Genomic DNA, 14,399 nt, shown 5'->3' on the forward strand with positions numbered 1-14,399 from the left:
GCGGCGTCCTCCTCAGGTGTGCGGCCTCAGAGTTTCTCTGTTTCGCCGGTGCGCGGCTGCCACTTCATCAATCGACGTTCGATGCGGCCCACCAGGCCGTCCAGCACCAGCGCAAACGCGGTCAGCACCAGGATGCCGGCCATCACCGTGTTGATGTCGAAGGCGCCTTCGGCCTGCAGGATGAGGTAGCCCACGCCCTGCGAGGAGCCCAGGTACTCACCCACCACCGCGCCCACGAAGGCCAGGCCCACCGAGGTGTGCAGCGAACTGAACACCCAGCTGGTGGCGCTGGGCAGGTACACATGGCGCAGCAGCTGGCGCTGGCTGGCGCCCAGCATGCGGGCATTGGCCAGCACCACCGGGCTCACCTCCTTCACGCCCTGGTAGACGTTGAAGAACACGATGAAGAACACCAGCGTGATGCCCAGCGCCACCTTGCTGGCCACGCCCAGGCCGAACCACACCGCGAAGATGGGCGCCAGGATCACCCGCGGCATCGAGTTCAGCGCCTTGATGTACGGGTCCAGGATGGCCGCGGCCAGCGGGCTGAGCGCCAGCCACAGGCCGCAGCCGAGGCCCAGCAGTGTGCCCAGGCCGAAGGCCAGCACCGTTTCCAGCAGCGTGATGCCCAGGTGGTGGTAGATGTCGGCACTGACGAAGAACCAGTCCCACACCCGGCCCAGCACCTTCACCGGCTCACCGAAGAAGAAGGCGGCCTGGCGGTCGTTGTCGAACAGCAGCGGCGGGATCAGGCCCGGCGTGGTCAGCGCCCACCACAGCACGAACACGCCGACCAGCACCAAGGCCTGCCACAGGCGCACATGGCGCATCAGGCCGCCCCTTTCTGCAACTGCTGGGCATAGCCCTTGAGCACTTCTTCGCGCAGCACGTCCCAGATGGCCTTGTGCAGCTCCACGAAGCGCGGCGTGGTACGCACCTCGGCCACGTCGCGCGGGCGCTCGAGGTCGATGCTGAATTCGCCGATCGGGTGCGCCGCCGGACCGGCCGACAGCACCACCACGCGGTCGCTCATCGCGATGGCTTCGTCCAGGTCGTGGGTGATGAAGAGCACCGCCTTGCGCTTGGCGGCCCACAGGTCCAGCACCTCGTTTTCCATCAGCTGGCGCGTCTGCACGTCCAGCGCCGAGAAGGGCTCGTCCATCAGGATGATGTCGGGGTCCAGTGCCAGCGTCTGCGCCAGGCTCACGCGCTTGCGCATGCCGCCCGACAGCTGGTGCGGATAGCGGTCGCCGAAGCCGCCCAGCCCCACGCGCCGCAACCAGGCCTCGGCCTGCGTGCGGGCATCGGCCACGCCGCGGAACTCCAGCCCCGCCATCACGTTGGCCAGGGCGGTGCGCCAGGGCATCAGGCTCTCGGCCTGGAACATGTAGCCCGCGCGGCGGTTGATGCCGGCCAGCGGCTGGCCTAACACCTGCACGCTGCCGGCGCTGGGCTGCAGCAGGCCGGCCGCCATGTTGAGCAGCGTGCTCTTGCCGCAGCCGGTGGGGCCGACGACCGAGACGAACTCGCCCGCACCCACCGTCAGCGTCACGTCGCGCACCGCGGTGTAGCGCTGGCTGCGGTCGTCCTTGCTGATGAAGGTGCAGGCCACGCCGGCCAACTGCAGGGCCGGCACGGTGGCGTCGGCCGTCATGCCTTGGGGTACTTCTGGTTGGCCTTGCGGGCGAAGTCGTTGGTGAACACCGCCGACAGGTCGATGCTGGCCTTGGCCACTTCGGGGTCGATGCTGGCCAGCGCGCGCTGCGCGGTTTCGGGGCCCTTGTCGGGCACCAGGCCGTCGGGCGACAAGGCGCCCTTGGCCGCCAGGAAGGCGTCGATGTACACCGCGCGATCGCCCAGCAGGAAGGCTTCGGGCACCGTCTTGATGATGTCGTTGGGCCCTGCCGCCTGGATCCACTTGTCGGCCCGCACGATGGCATTGGCCAGCGCCTGCGTGGTGTTGGGGTGCTTGTCGATGAAGCTCTGCGGGGCGTACAGGCAGGCCGCGGGCATGGGGCCACCGAACACCTTCTCGGCCTCGGCCACGATGCGGGTGTCCGACACGATCTTCAGGTCGCCCGAGCGCTGCAGCAGCGTGATCACCGGGTCGAGGTTGCTGATGGCGTCGATCTGGCCGCTGCGCATGGCCGCCACCGCGCCCTGCGTGGCACCCACGCCGATGATGCTGACATCTGACGGCTTCAGGCCGGCCTTGGCCAGCACGAAATTCGTCATCACGTTGGTGCTGCTGCCCGGCGCGGTGACGCCGATCTTCTTGCCCTTCAGGTCGGCCACCGACTTGAAGTTGGGCATGGTCTTGGGGTTGACGCCCAGCACGATCTGCGGCGCCCGGCCCTGCAGCACGAAGGCGCGCAAGCGCTGGCCTTTGACCTGCATGTTGATAGTGTGCTCGAAGGCACCCGAGACCACGTCGGCGCTGCCGCCCACCACCGCCCGCAGCGCCTGCGAGCCGCCGGCGAAGTCGACGATGGAGACCTCCAGCCCCTCGGCCTTGAAGTAGCCCAACTGCTCGGCGATGGTGAGCGGCAGGTAGTACAGCAGGTTCTTGCCGCCCACCGCCAGCGTGAGCTTGGGCTTTTCGAGTGCCTGTGCACGCAAGGTGGCGGGCAGGGCCAGCAGGCTGGCAGCGCCCAGGAACGACCGTCGGACCAGCATCGTTTGTCTCCTGTGGTGTTTGCGGCCCACTGTACCCAAGCGCATGTCATCATGGGCCGATGAACACCGGAGTTGTCTACACAAGTGGGGTTGCCCCGGGGGCGCCACGGGTGGTGCTGGTCACCGGCGGCAGCCGCGGCATCGGCGCGGCCACCGCGCTGCGCTGCGCGCAGCAGGGCTGGGACGTGGCGGTGAACTACGCCCGCGACGCGCAGGCCGCCGACGCGGTGTGCGCCCAGATCACCGCGCTGGGCCGGCGCGCGCTGCCGGTGCAGGCCGACGTGGCCGACGAAGCCCAGGTGCTGGCGATGTTCGATGCGGTGGACGCCGCGCTGGGCCCGCTGGGTGCGCTGGTGAACAACGCCGGCGTGGTGGCAGAGAACCAGCGCGTGGCCGACATGACGGTGCAGCGGCTGCAGCGCATGTTCAACACCAACATCGTGGGCAGCTTCGTGTGCGCCCGCGAGGCGGTGCGCCGCATGAGCACCGTGCACGCCACCGAGGCGGCGCGCCGGGCCGGCGGCGGCCGTGGCGGTGCCATCGTCAACCTGTCCAGCAAGGCGGCGGTGCTGGGCGCGCCGGGCTGGTACGTGGACTATGCGGCCAGCAAGGGCGCGATCGACACCTTCACCGTGGGCCTGGCGCGCGAGGTGGCGCTGGAAGGCATCCGCGTCAATGCGGTGCGGCCCGGCATCATCGACACCGACATCCATGCCTCGGGCGGCTGGCCCGACCGGGCACACACTTCCAGCGCCCTGATCCCGATGCAGCGCCCCGGCCGCGCCGAGGAAATCGCAGCGGCCATCGTGTGGCTGCTGTCGGAAGACGCCAGCTACACCACCGGCGCCATCATGGACGTGGCGGGCGGGCGTTAAGAGGTCAAGCCAGCGCCGGGCACAGCCCGGGCCTTGGGGGCACCATCAAGCCAGCGCCGGGCCGCCCCAAGCTGGCTTGCTCCCCCTCGGGGGGGCGGTCCGGGCGCAGCCCGGGCCTTGGGGGCACCACTACCGTCGCTGGACGATGATGGGCGCCAACTGCAGCGTGCTGCGCAGCCGCTGCGCCACCTGGGCCGCATCGTCGCGGGTGGCGTAGGGGCCGGCCTGCAGCCGGTGCACCGCACCCTCGTTGAAGATGGCCAGCAGCGGCGACAGCATGTCCAGCTCGGTCATCACCCGGCGCTGCAGGCTCACGGCGCTGTCATGCGCCTTGAAGGCGCCCAGCTGCACCCAGAAGCCCACCGCGCCCGGCACGCGGGCCGGCGCGGTCTCCTGCGTCAGCGGCAGTTGGGTGGCCGGTGGGTCGACGGCAGGCGTGGCCGGTGCCGGCTGAGGCTGCTGCGGCGCTGCGGCTGCTTCGGCCGGCGCCGCCTGCACCAGCGCCATGTCGCCCGCGGGCGGCGCGGCGGCCATCACCGTGTCGTCCGGCTGGGCCCGGCGCCAGGTGCCGGCGCGGATTTCGTCGTTGGTCAGCCGCTCCACCTGCACCGGCGCCACGCCGCGCAGCACGCCCAGCTTCAACGCGGCGGTGTAGCTGAGGTCGATGACGCGCGAGCCGTGGAACGGGCCGCGGTCGTTCACCCGCACGATCACTTCCTTGCCGTTGGCCGGGTTGCGTATGCGTGCATAGCTGGGAATCGGCAGCGTGGGGTGGGCCGCGGTCATCGAGTACATGTTGTACAGCTCGCCGCTGGCGGTGGGCTTGCCGTGGAACTTGCGGCCGTACCAGGAAGCCAGGCCCACCTGCATCACCGGTGAATCGGTGGTGATGGGCACATAGTTGCGGCCGAACACCTCATAGGGTTTGTTGGGCCCGCCGGTGCGGATCATCTCCACCCGCGGCTCGGCGTCGGGCACGCTCATCAGGTTGGGCGGCGGGTTGGGGTCGGGGCCGTCCTTGTCGGGCCAGCTGCCCGTGGACTTGGGTCCGCTGGCGCAGCCGGCCAGCAGCAGGGCGGCCCAGGCCACCGTGGCCGGCAGCCAGGTGGCCGGAGCGGGCATGCGGGGCAGTGACAGCGGCAACGGGGGCATGGCGCGAATTGTCCAGGAAGCTTCGTGATGCCTGTCACGCCGCTTGCAACCACTTGCAGCTCTCAGAAATGAGCCGTGATGCGGTTCATGACTTTGTGACGTGCGCGCCGCAGCACGCGGCGATAACGTCGGCGCCTTCTCAGGGCAAACCCGTCGAAAGGCGGGGACGCAAAGCCACCGGCCTACCGCGCGCAAGCGCCACGGCAGCGGGGTTGCCGACCGACCGCCTGGCGCACAGGCGGCCGGCCGCATCGCGTCGCCCTGGCTGGTTTCATCTGCCGAGGCTTCGCATGAAAAACACCTTCCTCCTGTCGGCCTGCATGGCTGCGCTGCTCACGGCCTGTGGCGGCGGTGGCGGCACCAGCGCTGACAGCACCGCCAGCACCAGCGACGCGTCCGCCGCGCCCCTGGCCACCGGCGTCACCACGCTGGCGCTGGAGCCCGACACCCTGTCCGAAGCCGATGCGCAGCTGGTGGCCAAGCCTGCCTTCCACGTGGCCCCGGTGCTGCTGGACGCGCCCGACGACAGCGATGCGCAGGACCCCACCGCCTCGGCCCGCCGCGGCCCGCGTGTGCAGCAGGTGCCGGCCGGCCAGCAGGCGCTGGGCACCGCGCGGCTGACGGTGCAGGCTCTGGAAGGAGCGCGCCGCAGCCAGGCCTTGTCGGCACCCCGAGCTGCAGCCAACGACGGCACCCATGACGGCACTGCGGCGCCCCTGGCCGGCAGCACCGCGGTCTCCACCTATTCGCCGGCGCAGATCCGCGCCGCCTACGGCCTGCCGGCGCTGCCCGCGGCTGGCGTCACCCCCACGGCCGCGCAGGCGGCGCAGCTGGGCGCGGGGCAGACGATCTACATCGTCAACGCGTACCACGATCCCAACATCGTGGCCGAGCTGGCGGCCTTCAAGCAGAAGTTCGGCCTGCCCGGCTGCACCACCAAGGCCATCTCGGTCACCGCCAGCCTGCCGCTGCCGCCACCGGCCGCCGCGGCCTGTGAGCTGTCGGTGGTGTACAGCACGGCGGCCGGCGGCATGACGACCACCGCGCCCGCCTACGACGCCGGCTGGGCCACCGAGATCGCGCTCGACGTGCAATGGGCGCATGCCACCGCACCGCTGGCGCGCATCGTGTTGATCGAGGCGCCCGATGCTTCGCTCAACAGCCTGCTGGCGGCGGTGCGCCTGGCCAATGCGATGGGCCCGGGCGTGGTGTCGATGAGCTTCGGCGCCAATGAAGGCAGCTACACCGCTTCGGTCGACTCGGCCTTCACCGGCACCGGCATGACCTACCTGGCCGCCACCGGCGACTGGGGCGCTTCGGTGATGTGGCCGTCGGTCTCGCCCAAGGTGCTGGCGGTGGGCGGCACTTCGCTCACCTACACCGGCACCGGCGCCCGCCAGGAGGTGGTTTGGTCGGGCACCGGCGGCGGCATGAGCGCCTACACCGCGGTGCCCAGCTACCAGACGGCGGCCGTGCCGGGCCTGGGCAGCGTGGTACGCCGCAATGTGGCCGACGTGGCCTTCAATGCCAACCCTTCCACCGGTCAGTACGTGGCGGTGATGTCGCCAGGCAGCAGCACCGTCAACTGGATCAGCGCGGGCGGCACCAGCCTCTCGACGCCGCAGTGGGCGGGCGTGATCGCCGCGGCCAACGCGATGCGGCAGCAGGCCGGCAAGGGCGTGATCGGCGCGGCGCATGCCACGCTGTATGGCCCGGTGGCCACGGTGGCGGGCACCTATGCCTCGGCCTTTGCCGACATCACCAGCGGCAGCCATGGCACCTGCACCGCCTGCTACGCCCGTGTGGGCTACGACCCGGCCACCGGCCTGGGCACGCCCAACGTGGCCTCGCTGCTGGGCACGCTGGCGGGCAGCAGCAGTACCGCGGCGGCGCCGGTGGTCACGCCGGCCACCATCACCGGCAAGGTGGGCACGCCGCTCAGCTTCACGGTGTCGGCCAGCGGCAGCAACGCGCTGGCCTATGGGCTGACCGGCCAACCCGGCGGCATGGTGGTCGCCGGCAGCACCGGCGCGGTGAGCTGGCCGACGCCGGTGGCCGGCACCTATGCCGTCACCGTGGTGGCCAAGGACAGTGTCACCGGCCTCAGCGGCCAGGGCGTGTACACCGTCAAGATCGAGGCGCCGCAGGCCCCGGTGGTGACCAGCACCACGGTCAATGGCCGCGTGGGCACCGCGCTGGCCTTCAACGTCTCGGCCACGGCCGCCAATGCGGTCACCTACTCGCTCAGCGGCGCGCCCGCAGGCATGGGCATCGGCGCCAGCACCGGCGCGGTGAGCTGGGCCACACCGGTGGCGGGCAGCTATGCGGTCACCGTCAATGCGAAGGACAACGTCACCGGCCTGATGGGCAAGGGCGTGGTCACGGTGGTCATCGCAGCGGCGCAGGCGCCGGTGGTGGCCAGCAGCACCGTCAGCGGCCGGCCGGGCGTGGCCCTGAGCTTTGCCGCCAGCGTGACCGCGCCCAACCCGGTGAGCTGGAGCCTGTCGGGCGCGCCGGCCGGCATGAGCATCGGCAGCACGGGCGTCATCGGCTGGGCCAGCCCGGTGGTGGGCAGCTATGCGGTGACGGTGATCGCCAGGGACAGCAAGACCGGCCTGACCGGCCGCGGCGTGGTGACGGTGAACATTGCGTCGACGGTGCCCAGCATCACCGCTGCCGCCATCAACGGCGTGGCGGGCAAGGCGGTCAGCGGCAGCATCGTCATCGGTGCGCCGGCGGGTCGTTCGCTGTCGGTGTCCATCTCGGGCGTGCCGATGGGCATGAGCTTCTCGGTCAGCGGCCTGACGCTCACGGCCAACTGGCCGAAGCCGGTGGCGGGCAGCTACAGCCTGAAGGTGGTGGTCGTCGATTCGACGGGGCAGAGCGCCACGGCCAACGTGCCGGTGATCATCGCCGCGAAGTGACGACGTGACAGCGGCCTGCGAGTGCAGGCCGCTGTCGGCAGGTGGCGCGCCCGGCTGGGATCGAACCAGCGACCCTTGGCTTCGGAGGCCAATACTCTATCCACTGAGCTACGGGCGCAAAACGCGGATTGTAGCCTCGAGTTGACGCCGGCCTGCTCGGCGATGTCCGGGCAAGCCATGAAAGGCGCTGCACCAACGTGGCCCCTATACTCCGGGGGTTTTGCGTGCCCGGCACGCACTCGACCCGCTGCCGCTACCGAGGAATGCATGAGCGACGCACACAAGCCCGTCATCAACGACCCGCATGACATGCCGCACGAGGGCCCCATCAAGACGCCCAAGCAGTTGGTCGTGACGGTGGTGTTTTCATTCCTGATTCCCATCTTCCTCATCGTGCTGCTGGCCACCTACGTGGCTGGCTTCAACAAGCCCGGTGCCGGCACCGAGCTGTTGGCCGAAGAGGCGGTGGCCCGCCGCATCCAGCCGGTGGGCACGGTCGAGATCAAGGACCTGGCCGATCCCGCCGCGATGAAGACCGGTGAACAGGTGTTCAACGCGCAGTGCGCGGCCTGCCACACCACCGGCGCCGCCGGCGCGCCCAAGCTGGGCGACAACGCCGCCTGGGCGGCGCGGGTGTCCACCGGCTATGACGCGCTGCTCAACTCGGCCCTGCATGGCAAGGGCAACATGGGTGCGCAGGGCGGTGGCGATTTCACCGACTTCGAGATCGGCCGCGCCGTGGTCTACATGGCCAACAAGAGCGGCGGCAGCCTCAAGGAGCCGGTGATGGCCCCGGCCGGCGCCGCTTCCGGTGCCGAAGCGCCGGCTTCCGCCGCTTCCAACTGATCGTCGCGCCGCACCGCGGCGCACGCCCATGCACAAGGGCCGGTCGCGAGACCGGCCCTTCGTCGTTCATGTCGGCGCAGGAACGGGGTTTGCCGAACCTGGGGCTCAACAGCCTACAGGAGCAGACATGGCCCACGAACACGAGACCTTGGCGCAGCAGCGCGAACACCTCTGGTCGCTGATCAAGGACATCCGCTTTGCGATGTTCACCACGACACATGGCAACGGCCACCTGCACTCGCGGCCCATGACGACGCAGAACAAGTCCATCAACGAGGACAACACGCTGTGGTTCTTCATGTCGCGCAAGAGCGAACCGGTGGCCGACCTGCATCCGCAGGACGGCACCAGCGTCAACGTGGCCTATGCCGACACCGACAAGGACTCGTACGTCTCGGTGTCAGGCACGGCCCGTGTGGTGGAAGACCGCGCCCGCGCCGAGCAGCTGTGGAGCAAGATGGCCGAGGCCTGGTTCCCGGGCGGCCCGACGGATCCCGATCTGGCCCTGGTGCGCGTGGACATCGTGCATGCCGACTACTGGGACGTGAAGGAGAACAAGCTGACCCAGCTGTTCAAGATGGCCAAGGCCGCCGTCACCGGTAACCCGCCCACCGGCATGGGCGAACACGGCAGCGTGCGCATGGGCTGATGGGTCGCCCGGGCCGCCCGGCCACGGCCGGCGGCTGGGCCACCGGCACGGTGCTCGCTTAGCATCCCGCCTTCAGGGGGCGGGCCGTGAGCACCGAGACAGCATTCCGAGAACTGGGCTTGCAGCCCGGAGCCAGCGAGGCGGAGATCAAGGCCGCCTGGCGCCGGCTCGTCTCGCGCTGGCATCCCGACCGCAACGCCAGCCAGGCGGCCGTGGAGAAGATGCAGCGCATCAACCAGGCTTTCGAGCTGCTGCAGGCGGCCGCCGCGGGGGCAGAAGAGCCTGCCGCCCCGGCGCAGCCCGCATCTCCCCCAGCGCCGCCGGCCCCGCCCCCCGCGCCCAGCCGCACGGCCACCCCGCTCAGCCGGCGCATCAAGCTCACGCTGGAAGAGGCGGCGCTGGGCTGCGTGCGCGTGCTGCGCGGCCAGCTGGCGCAGGCTTGTGAGGCCTGTGGCGGCCAGGGCCTGCGCTTTCCGGGCAGTGCCTGCGCCACCTGCGACGGCGAAGGCGAGGTGCGCGAGCGCGCCTGGTATGGCTGGATGGCCACGCGGGTGACCTGCCCCGACTGCAGTGGCGACGGCCGCGCACGGCTGGCCTGCAGCCCCTGCGGCAGCACCGGCAAGCTGCCGCCTCGCAAGTACGAGTTGAAGGTGCGCATCCCCGCCGGGGTGCGTGACGGCGACCTGCTGGGCGTGCCGCCCACCCGCGGCGGCGCCGGCCCTGAAGGCGGGCTGGACCTGCAGATCGAGCTGCAGCCGCATCCGCTGTTCACGCTGGAAGCCGACGGCACGCTGCGCTGCACGATGCCGGTAGACGGCTTCCGCTGGCTGGGCAGCCGCCGGGTGGAGGTGCCCACGCTGGCAGGCAGCCAGCCGCTGGCGCTGCGCCATGGCGAGTGCGTGTATCGCCTGCCCGGCCAGGGCTTCCCGGCCACGCGCCGTGGTGCGCGTGCCGACCTGGTGGTCACGGTGCAGCCGGTCTTTCCGCAGCCCTGGACCAGTGACCAGCAAATCCTGCTCGATCGACTGATCGCCACCACCACGGCCGCACCCACCGGCCCGCTGGCCGATTGGCAGCGGCAGATGCAGCGGCATGCCGCAGGACGGGGGCCCGCTGCCGACGAAGGCGAAGCCGGGCGGCCGTCCGACACGAACGCTGCGCCCGACCACCCGGCGCCGCCGCGTCCACGCACGCGGCGCCCGCGCAAGGCCACGGCCTGAGGCAGGCCAGCGCTCGGCAGCGGAAACGAAACAGCCCGCGGCCGAAGGCGCACGGGCTGTCAAGGAGGGTGCCTCGGGCCCAGGCCGAGGCGCAAGGCGTCAGAACGGAATGTCGTCGTCCATGTCGTCGAAGCCGGTGTTCGACTTCGGCGCGGGGGCCGGGCGCGGGGCGGGTGCGGCCGAGCGGGCCGGGCGCTCGCGCGGCTCGTCGCCGTAACCACCGCCACCGCCGCCACCACCACCGGCAGCGCCGCGGCTGCGGTAGCCGCCACCGCTGCTGCTGCCACCGCCGTCTTCTTCGCCGCCGCCCATGCCTTCACGGCCACCCAGCAGTTGCATCTGCTCGGCCACGATCTCGGTGGTGTAGTTGTCGCGGCCTTCCTTGTCCTGCCACTTGCGGGTCTTCAGGCGGCCTTCCACGTACACCGGGCGGCCCTTGCGCAGGTACTCGCCGGCGATTTCAGCCAGGCGGTCACGGAACACCACGCGGTGCCACTCGGTTTCTTCCTGGAATTCGTTGGAATCACGGGCCTTCCAGCGGCGGGTGGTGGCCACGGTGATGTTGCAGATCGAGCCGCCGTCGGGGAACGAACGCATCTCGGGGTCGCGCCCGAGGTTGCCGATGATGATGACTTTGTTGACGGAGGCCATGGTCGCTCCTGTGCGTCGGGGTCTTGGGGAAAAAAGGGGGTTCGGACGCGGCGCGGGGGCCGGCCGGGAGCGCTCGATTGTGCCGCATGGGGGTGCGCAGGCAGCGCCGGGGGCAGGCGCGGGTACTGCTAAGGTGACGCGTATGCACGATGACGACACCCCCGATTTCTGGCGCAACCTGCGGCGCGAGGTGCGCGCCGGGCGGGCCTGGATCGACCGCGCCATCGTGCTGGCCGCTGCCGTGGCCACCGGCGCCTCGGTGGTGGGCGTCACCCTGCTGTGCGAAGCCGCCAGCCACTTGCATGAGCGCATGCGCACGTCGGGCCCGCTGGGGCCGTGGTTGATGCTGCTGTGGACGCCGGTGCTCACCGCCATCCTGGTGTGGCTGACGCGCCGCTTCGCGCCCGGTGCCGCCGGCTCGGGCATCCCGCAGGTGATGGTGGCGCTGGACGACAGCCTGGCGCCCGAGCGCCGCCGGGCGCTGGTGTCGTTGCCGCTGGCCATCCAGAAGGCGGCCTTGCTGGGTGGCACGATGCTGGCCGGCCTGTCGGCCGGCCGCGAGGGGCCGACGGTGCAGATCGGCGCCGGCGTGATGCTGTCGGTGCGGCGCTGGCTGTCCCCGGCCGCGCGCATCGACGGCCACGACCTGATGGTGGCCGGGGCGGCGGCCGGCATCGCGGCGGCCTTCAACACGCCGCTGGGCGGCGTGATGTTCGCGCTGGAAAAGCTCTCGCGCCGCCACCATGCGGCGCAAAGCGCGCTGGTCATCATCTCCATCGTGCTGTCGGGCCTGGTGGCGGTGTCGGTGTTCGGCAACCTCACCTACTTCGGCCAGCTGCGGGTGCAGAGCCTGTCGCTGCAGCTGCTGGTGCCGGGCCTGGTGGTGGCGGTGGTGGCCGGCTTGCTGGGCGGCCTGTTCTCGCAGTTGCTGGTCAGCTCGCTGGCGCCAGGGCCGGGCCGCCTCAAGCGCTGGCGGCAGCAGTACCCGGTGCGCTTCGGCGCCGCCTGCGCGCTGGGCGTGGCCGTCATCGGCCTGGTGTGCCAGGGCAGCACCTCGGGCGCCGGCTATGCGCCCACGCGGGCGATGCTGGAGGGCCAGGCCGACGTGCCGGCGCTGTACACCTTGCTCAAGTTCATGGCCACCTGGCTGTCGTCGTGGACGGGTGTGCCGGCCGGTGTGTTCGCGCCCTCGCTGGCGGTGGGCGCCGGCATCGGCCGCGACGTGGCCTGGCTTTTCGGGCTGGCGCCCGAGCACGCCATTCCATTGATCGCGCTGGGCATGGTGGGTTTTCTGGCGGCGGCCACGCAGGGCCCGCTGACCGCCTTCATCCTGGTGATGGAGATGGTGTCGGGCCATGCGATGGTGCTGAGTCTGATGCTCACGGCCTTCGTCTCCAGCGGCATCTCGCGGCTGATCTGCGGGCCGATGTACGCCGAGCTGGCCCGGCTGCTGATGCCCGGCCGCCAGCCGCCGCAGGCCCCGCCGGAGCCCGTTCGTTAAGATGACGGGCTCCCATGAACCGCCCTGACACCGCCGCCTCCTCGCCGATCGAAGTTCTCAACGAGGTTTTCGGCTACACCGCGTTCCGCGGCATGCAGGGCGACATCGTCGAGCATGTGACGGCCGGCGGCGACGCGCTGGTGCTGATGCCCACCGGCGGCGGCAAGAGCCTGTGCTACCAGGTGCCGGCCATCGTGCGGCACCGCGGCGGCCGCGGCGTGGCGGTGGTGGTGAGCCCGCTGATCGCCTTAATGCACGACCAGGTGGGCGCGCTGGAAGAAGCCGGCGTGCATGCGGCCTTCCTCAACTCCACGCTCAGCAGCGAAGAGGCGCAGAACGTGGAGCGCGAGCTGCGCAGCGGCCGCCTGGTGATGCTGTATGCCGCGCCCGAGCGGCTGCTGACGCCGCGCTTCCTGGCGATGCTGGATTCGTTGAACGAGCGCGGGCTGCTGAGCCTGTTCGCCATCGACGAAGCGCACTGCGTGAGCCAGTGGGGCCACGACTTCCGGGCCGAGTACCTGGGCCTGTCGCAGCTGCACGAGCGCTTTCCGCAGGTGCCGCGGGTGGCGCTCACCGCCACCGCCGACGACATCACCCGCGCCGACATCGTGCAGCGGCTGGCGCTGGACGAAGCACGCATCTTCGTGGCCAGCTTCGACCGGCCGAACATCCGCTACACCATCGTCGAGAAGGACAACCCGCGGGCGCAGCTGATGCGCTTCGTGCGCGACGAGCACGAGGGCGAGTCGGGCATCGTGTACTGTGGCACCCGCAAGAAGGTGGAAGAAACCGCGGTGTGGCTGGCCGACGAAGGCATCACCGCGCTGCCCTACCACGCGGGCCTGGACGCCTCGGTGCGGCAGAAGCACCAGGACCGCTTCCTGCGCGAGGACGCCATCGTCATGGTGGCCACCATCGCCTTCGGCATGGGCATCGACAAGCCCGACGTGCGCTTCGTCGCCCACCTCGACCTGCCGAAGAACATCGAGAGCTACTACCAGGAAACCGGCCGCGCCGGCCGGGACGGCGAGCCGGCCGAAGCCTGGATGACCTACGGCCTGGCCGATGTGGTGAACCAGCGCCGCATGATCGACGAGAGCCCGGCCGGCGAAGAGTTCAAGCAGGTGCAGCGCGGCAAGCTGGAAGCGCTGCTGGCGCTGGCCGAGTCGCACGACTGCCGGCGCGTGCGGCTGCTGTCGTACTTCGGCGAGCTGAGCAGCCCCTGCGGGAATTGCGACAACTGCCTGAACCCGCCCGACACCTGGGACGCCACCGAGGCGGCCCGCAAGGCGCTGAGCTGCATCTACCGCTTCTCGCAGCATGGCGGCGGCTTCGGGCCCACGCGCTTCGGCGCCGGGCAGCTGATCGACGTGCTGCGCGGCAAGCGCACCGACAAGGTGGTGCAGTACGGGCACGACCAGCTCAGCACCTTCGGCATCGGCGCCGACCTGAGCGATGCGCAATGGCGCGGCGTGCTGCGCCAGCTGGTGGCGCTGGGCCATGTGGCCACCGAGGGCGAATACAACACGCTGGGGCTGATGCCGAGCAGCCGTGCGGTGCTCAAGGGCGAGGTGCCCATCGTGCTGCGCATGCCGCGTGAAGCCACCCGTGGCGTGCGCAAGCGCGCGGTGCGGGGCGATGGCAAGGTGCCGGCCGCGGCGGCCGACCTGGATGCCGATGCCCAGCAGCGTTTTGCCTCGCTGAAGGCCTGGCGCGCCGAGGTGGCGCGCTCGCACAACCTGCCGGCCTACGTGGTGTTCCACGATGCCACGCTGGCCGAGATGGCCCGCCGCATGCCGGCCGACCTGGCAGAGCTGGGCGAGATCAGCGGCGTCGGCGCCCGCAAGCTGGAAGCCTACGGCGCCGAGATCCTGAACGTGCTGGGTCGCTGAGCGGCGCGCGCCC

Annotated in this window: 12 protein-coding genes, 1 tRNA gene and 1 riboswitch; of the genes, 7 read left to right on the forward strand and 6 right to left on the reverse strand. The window is 70.7% G+C overall.

Translation table 11 applies throughout. From position 1 onward, the window contains the following. Positions 1–26: 26 nt before the first annotated feature. The 3 genes from MW290_RS15095 to MW290_RS15105 are packed head-to-tail and all read right to left on the reverse strand — an operon-like array spanning position 27 to position 2,676. On the reverse strand, positions 27–830 hold the full coding sequence (locus tag MW290_RS15095; protein WP_250198545.1) for an ABC transporter permease: 804 nt from the start codon (positions 828–830) through the stop codon (positions 27–29). Then, positions 830–1,654 (reverse strand): ABC transporter ATP-binding protein, encoded by an 825-nt coding sequence (locus tag MW290_RS15100; protein WP_250198546.1) that lies wholly within the window; start codon positions 1,652–1,654, stop codon positions 830–832. Before MW290_RS15100 ends, MW290_RS15095 begins: the two co-directional genes overlap by 1 nt. Then, on the reverse strand, positions 1,651–2,676 hold the full coding sequence (locus MW290_RS15105; RefSeq protein WP_250198547.1) for an ABC transporter substrate-binding protein: 1,026 nt from the start codon (positions 2,674–2,676) through the stop codon (positions 1,651–1,653). Before MW290_RS15105 ends, MW290_RS15100 begins: the two co-directional genes overlap by 4 nt. A gap of 59 nt (positions 2,677–2,735) precedes the next feature. Between MW290_RS15105 and MW290_RS15110 the strand changes: the two genes are divergently transcribed. Next, positions 2,736–3,551, forward strand: a complete 816-nt coding sequence (locus MW290_RS15110) for an SDR family oxidoreductase (protein ID WP_250198548.1) — start codon at positions 2,736–2,738, stop codon at positions 3,549–3,551. Positions 3,552–3,680: 129 nt separating this feature from the next. On the opposite strand, the gene MW290_RS15115 is transcribed toward MW290_RS15110, so the two are convergent. Continuing rightward, entirely contained in the window at positions 3,681–4,703 is a 1,023-nt protein-coding gene (locus tag MW290_RS15115; protein ID WP_250198549.1) for a septal ring lytic transglycosylase RlpA family protein, read from the reverse strand. A gap of 133 nt (positions 4,704–4,836) precedes the next feature. After that, positions 4,837–4,923: riboswitch (cyclic di-GMP riboswitch) on the forward strand. Positions 4,924–4,993: 70 nt separating this feature from the next. On the opposite strand from MW290_RS15115, the gene MW290_RS15120 reads away from it, so the two are divergent. Further along, on the forward strand, positions 4,994–7,627 hold the full coding sequence (locus MW290_RS15120) for a putative Ig domain-containing protein (RefSeq protein WP_250198550.1): 2,634 nt from the start codon (positions 4,994–4,996) through the stop codon (positions 7,625–7,627). Between the two features lie 42 nt (positions 7,628–7,669). On the opposite strand, the gene MW290_RS15125 is transcribed toward MW290_RS15120, so the two are convergent. After that, positions 7,670–7,745, reverse strand: a tRNA-Arg gene (locus tag MW290_RS15125). Positions 7,746–7,894: 149 nt separating this feature from the next. On the opposite strand from MW290_RS15125, the gene MW290_RS15130 reads away from it, so the two are divergent. The 3 genes from MW290_RS15130 to MW290_RS15140 all read left to right on the forward strand — a co-directional run bounded on the left by MW290_RS15130 (position 7,895) and on the right by MW290_RS15140 (position 10,342). After that, entirely contained in the window at positions 7,895–8,473 is a 579-nt protein-coding gene (locus MW290_RS15130) for a c-type cytochrome (protein ID WP_250198551.1), read from the forward strand. Between the two features lie 127 nt (positions 8,474–8,600). Beyond that, complete coding sequence (locus MW290_RS15135) at positions 8,601–9,122, forward strand: pyridoxamine 5'-phosphate oxidase family protein (RefSeq protein ID WP_250198552.1); 522 nt, start codon at positions 8,601–8,603, stop codon at positions 9,120–9,122. An 86-nt stretch (positions 9,123–9,208) separates the two neighbouring features. Further along, a complete protein-coding gene (locus tag MW290_RS15140; RefSeq protein ID WP_250198553.1) occupies positions 9,209–10,342 on the forward strand; it encodes a DnaJ C-terminal domain-containing protein in 1,134 nt (377 codons plus the stop codon). 99 nt (positions 10,343–10,441) lie between these two features. Here the strand turns inward: MW290_RS15140 and ssb are convergent, their stop codons facing one another. Further along, on the reverse strand, positions 10,442–10,993 hold the full coding sequence (gene ssb, locus MW290_RS15145) for a single-stranded DNA-binding protein (protein ID WP_250198554.1): 552 nt from the start codon (positions 10,991–10,993) through the stop codon (positions 10,442–10,444). A gap of 142 nt (positions 10,994–11,135) precedes the next feature. Between ssb and MW290_RS15150 the strand changes: the two genes are divergently transcribed. After that, positions 11,136–12,494 carry a chloride channel protein gene (locus MW290_RS15150; RefSeq protein WP_250198555.1) on the forward strand — a complete coding sequence of 453 codons (1,359 nt, stop codon included), beginning with the start codon at positions 11,136–11,138 and terminating at the stop codon, positions 12,492–12,494. Between the two features lie 14 nt (positions 12,495–12,508). Next, positions 12,509–14,386 (forward strand): DNA helicase RecQ, encoded by a 1,878-nt coding sequence (gene recQ / locus MW290_RS15155; protein WP_250198556.1) that lies wholly within the window; start codon positions 12,509–12,511, stop codon positions 14,384–14,386. Positions 14,387–14,399 lie beyond the last annotated feature (13 nt).

Source organism: Aquincola tertiaricarbonis, assembly GCF_023573145.1.
Lineage (GTDB): Bacteria > Pseudomonadota > Gammaproteobacteria > Burkholderiales > Burkholderiaceae_C > Aquincola > Aquincola tertiaricarbonis_B.

Excerpts from the sequence above, each read along its gene's own strand:
- MW290_RS15095 (WP_250198545.1), bottom strand. The coding sequence starts at position 830 with ATGCGCCATGTGCGCCTGTGGCAGGCCTTGGTGCTGGTCGGCGTGTTC.
- MW290_RS15100 (WP_250198546.1), bottom strand. The coding sequence starts at position 1,654 with ATGACGGCCGACGCCACCGTGCCGGCCCTGCAGTTGGCCGGCGTGGCC.
- MW290_RS15105 (WP_250198547.1), bottom strand. The coding sequence starts at position 2,676 with ATGCTGGTCCGACGGTCGTTCCTGGGCGCTGCCAGCCTGCTGGCCCTG.
- MW290_RS15110 (WP_250198548.1), top strand. The coding sequence starts at position 2,736 with ATGAACACCGGAGTTGTCTACACAAGTGGGGTTGCCCCGGGGGCGCCA.
- MW290_RS15115 (WP_250198549.1), bottom strand. The coding sequence starts at position 4,703 with ATGCCCCCGTTGCCGCTGTCACTGCCCCGCATGCCCGCTCCGGCCACC.
- MW290_RS15120 (WP_250198550.1), top strand. The coding sequence starts at position 4,994 with ATGAAAAACACCTTCCTCCTGTCGGCCTGCATGGCTGCGCTGCTCACG.
- MW290_RS15130 (WP_250198551.1), top strand. The coding sequence starts at position 7,895 with ATGAGCGACGCACACAAGCCCGTCATCAACGACCCGCATGACATGCCG.
- MW290_RS15135 (WP_250198552.1), top strand. The coding sequence starts at position 8,601 with ATGGCCCACGAACACGAGACCTTGGCGCAGCAGCGCGAACACCTCTGG.
- ssb (WP_250198554.1), bottom strand. The coding sequence starts at position 10,993 with ATGGCCTCCGTCAACAAAGTCATCATCATCGGCAACCTCGGGCGCGAC.
- MW290_RS15150 (WP_250198555.1), top strand. The coding sequence starts at position 11,136 with ATGCACGATGACGACACCCCCGATTTCTGGCGCAACCTGCGGCGCGAG.
- recQ (WP_250198556.1), top strand. The coding sequence starts at position 12,509 with ATGAACCGCCCTGACACCGCCGCCTCCTCGCCGATCGAAGTTCTCAAC.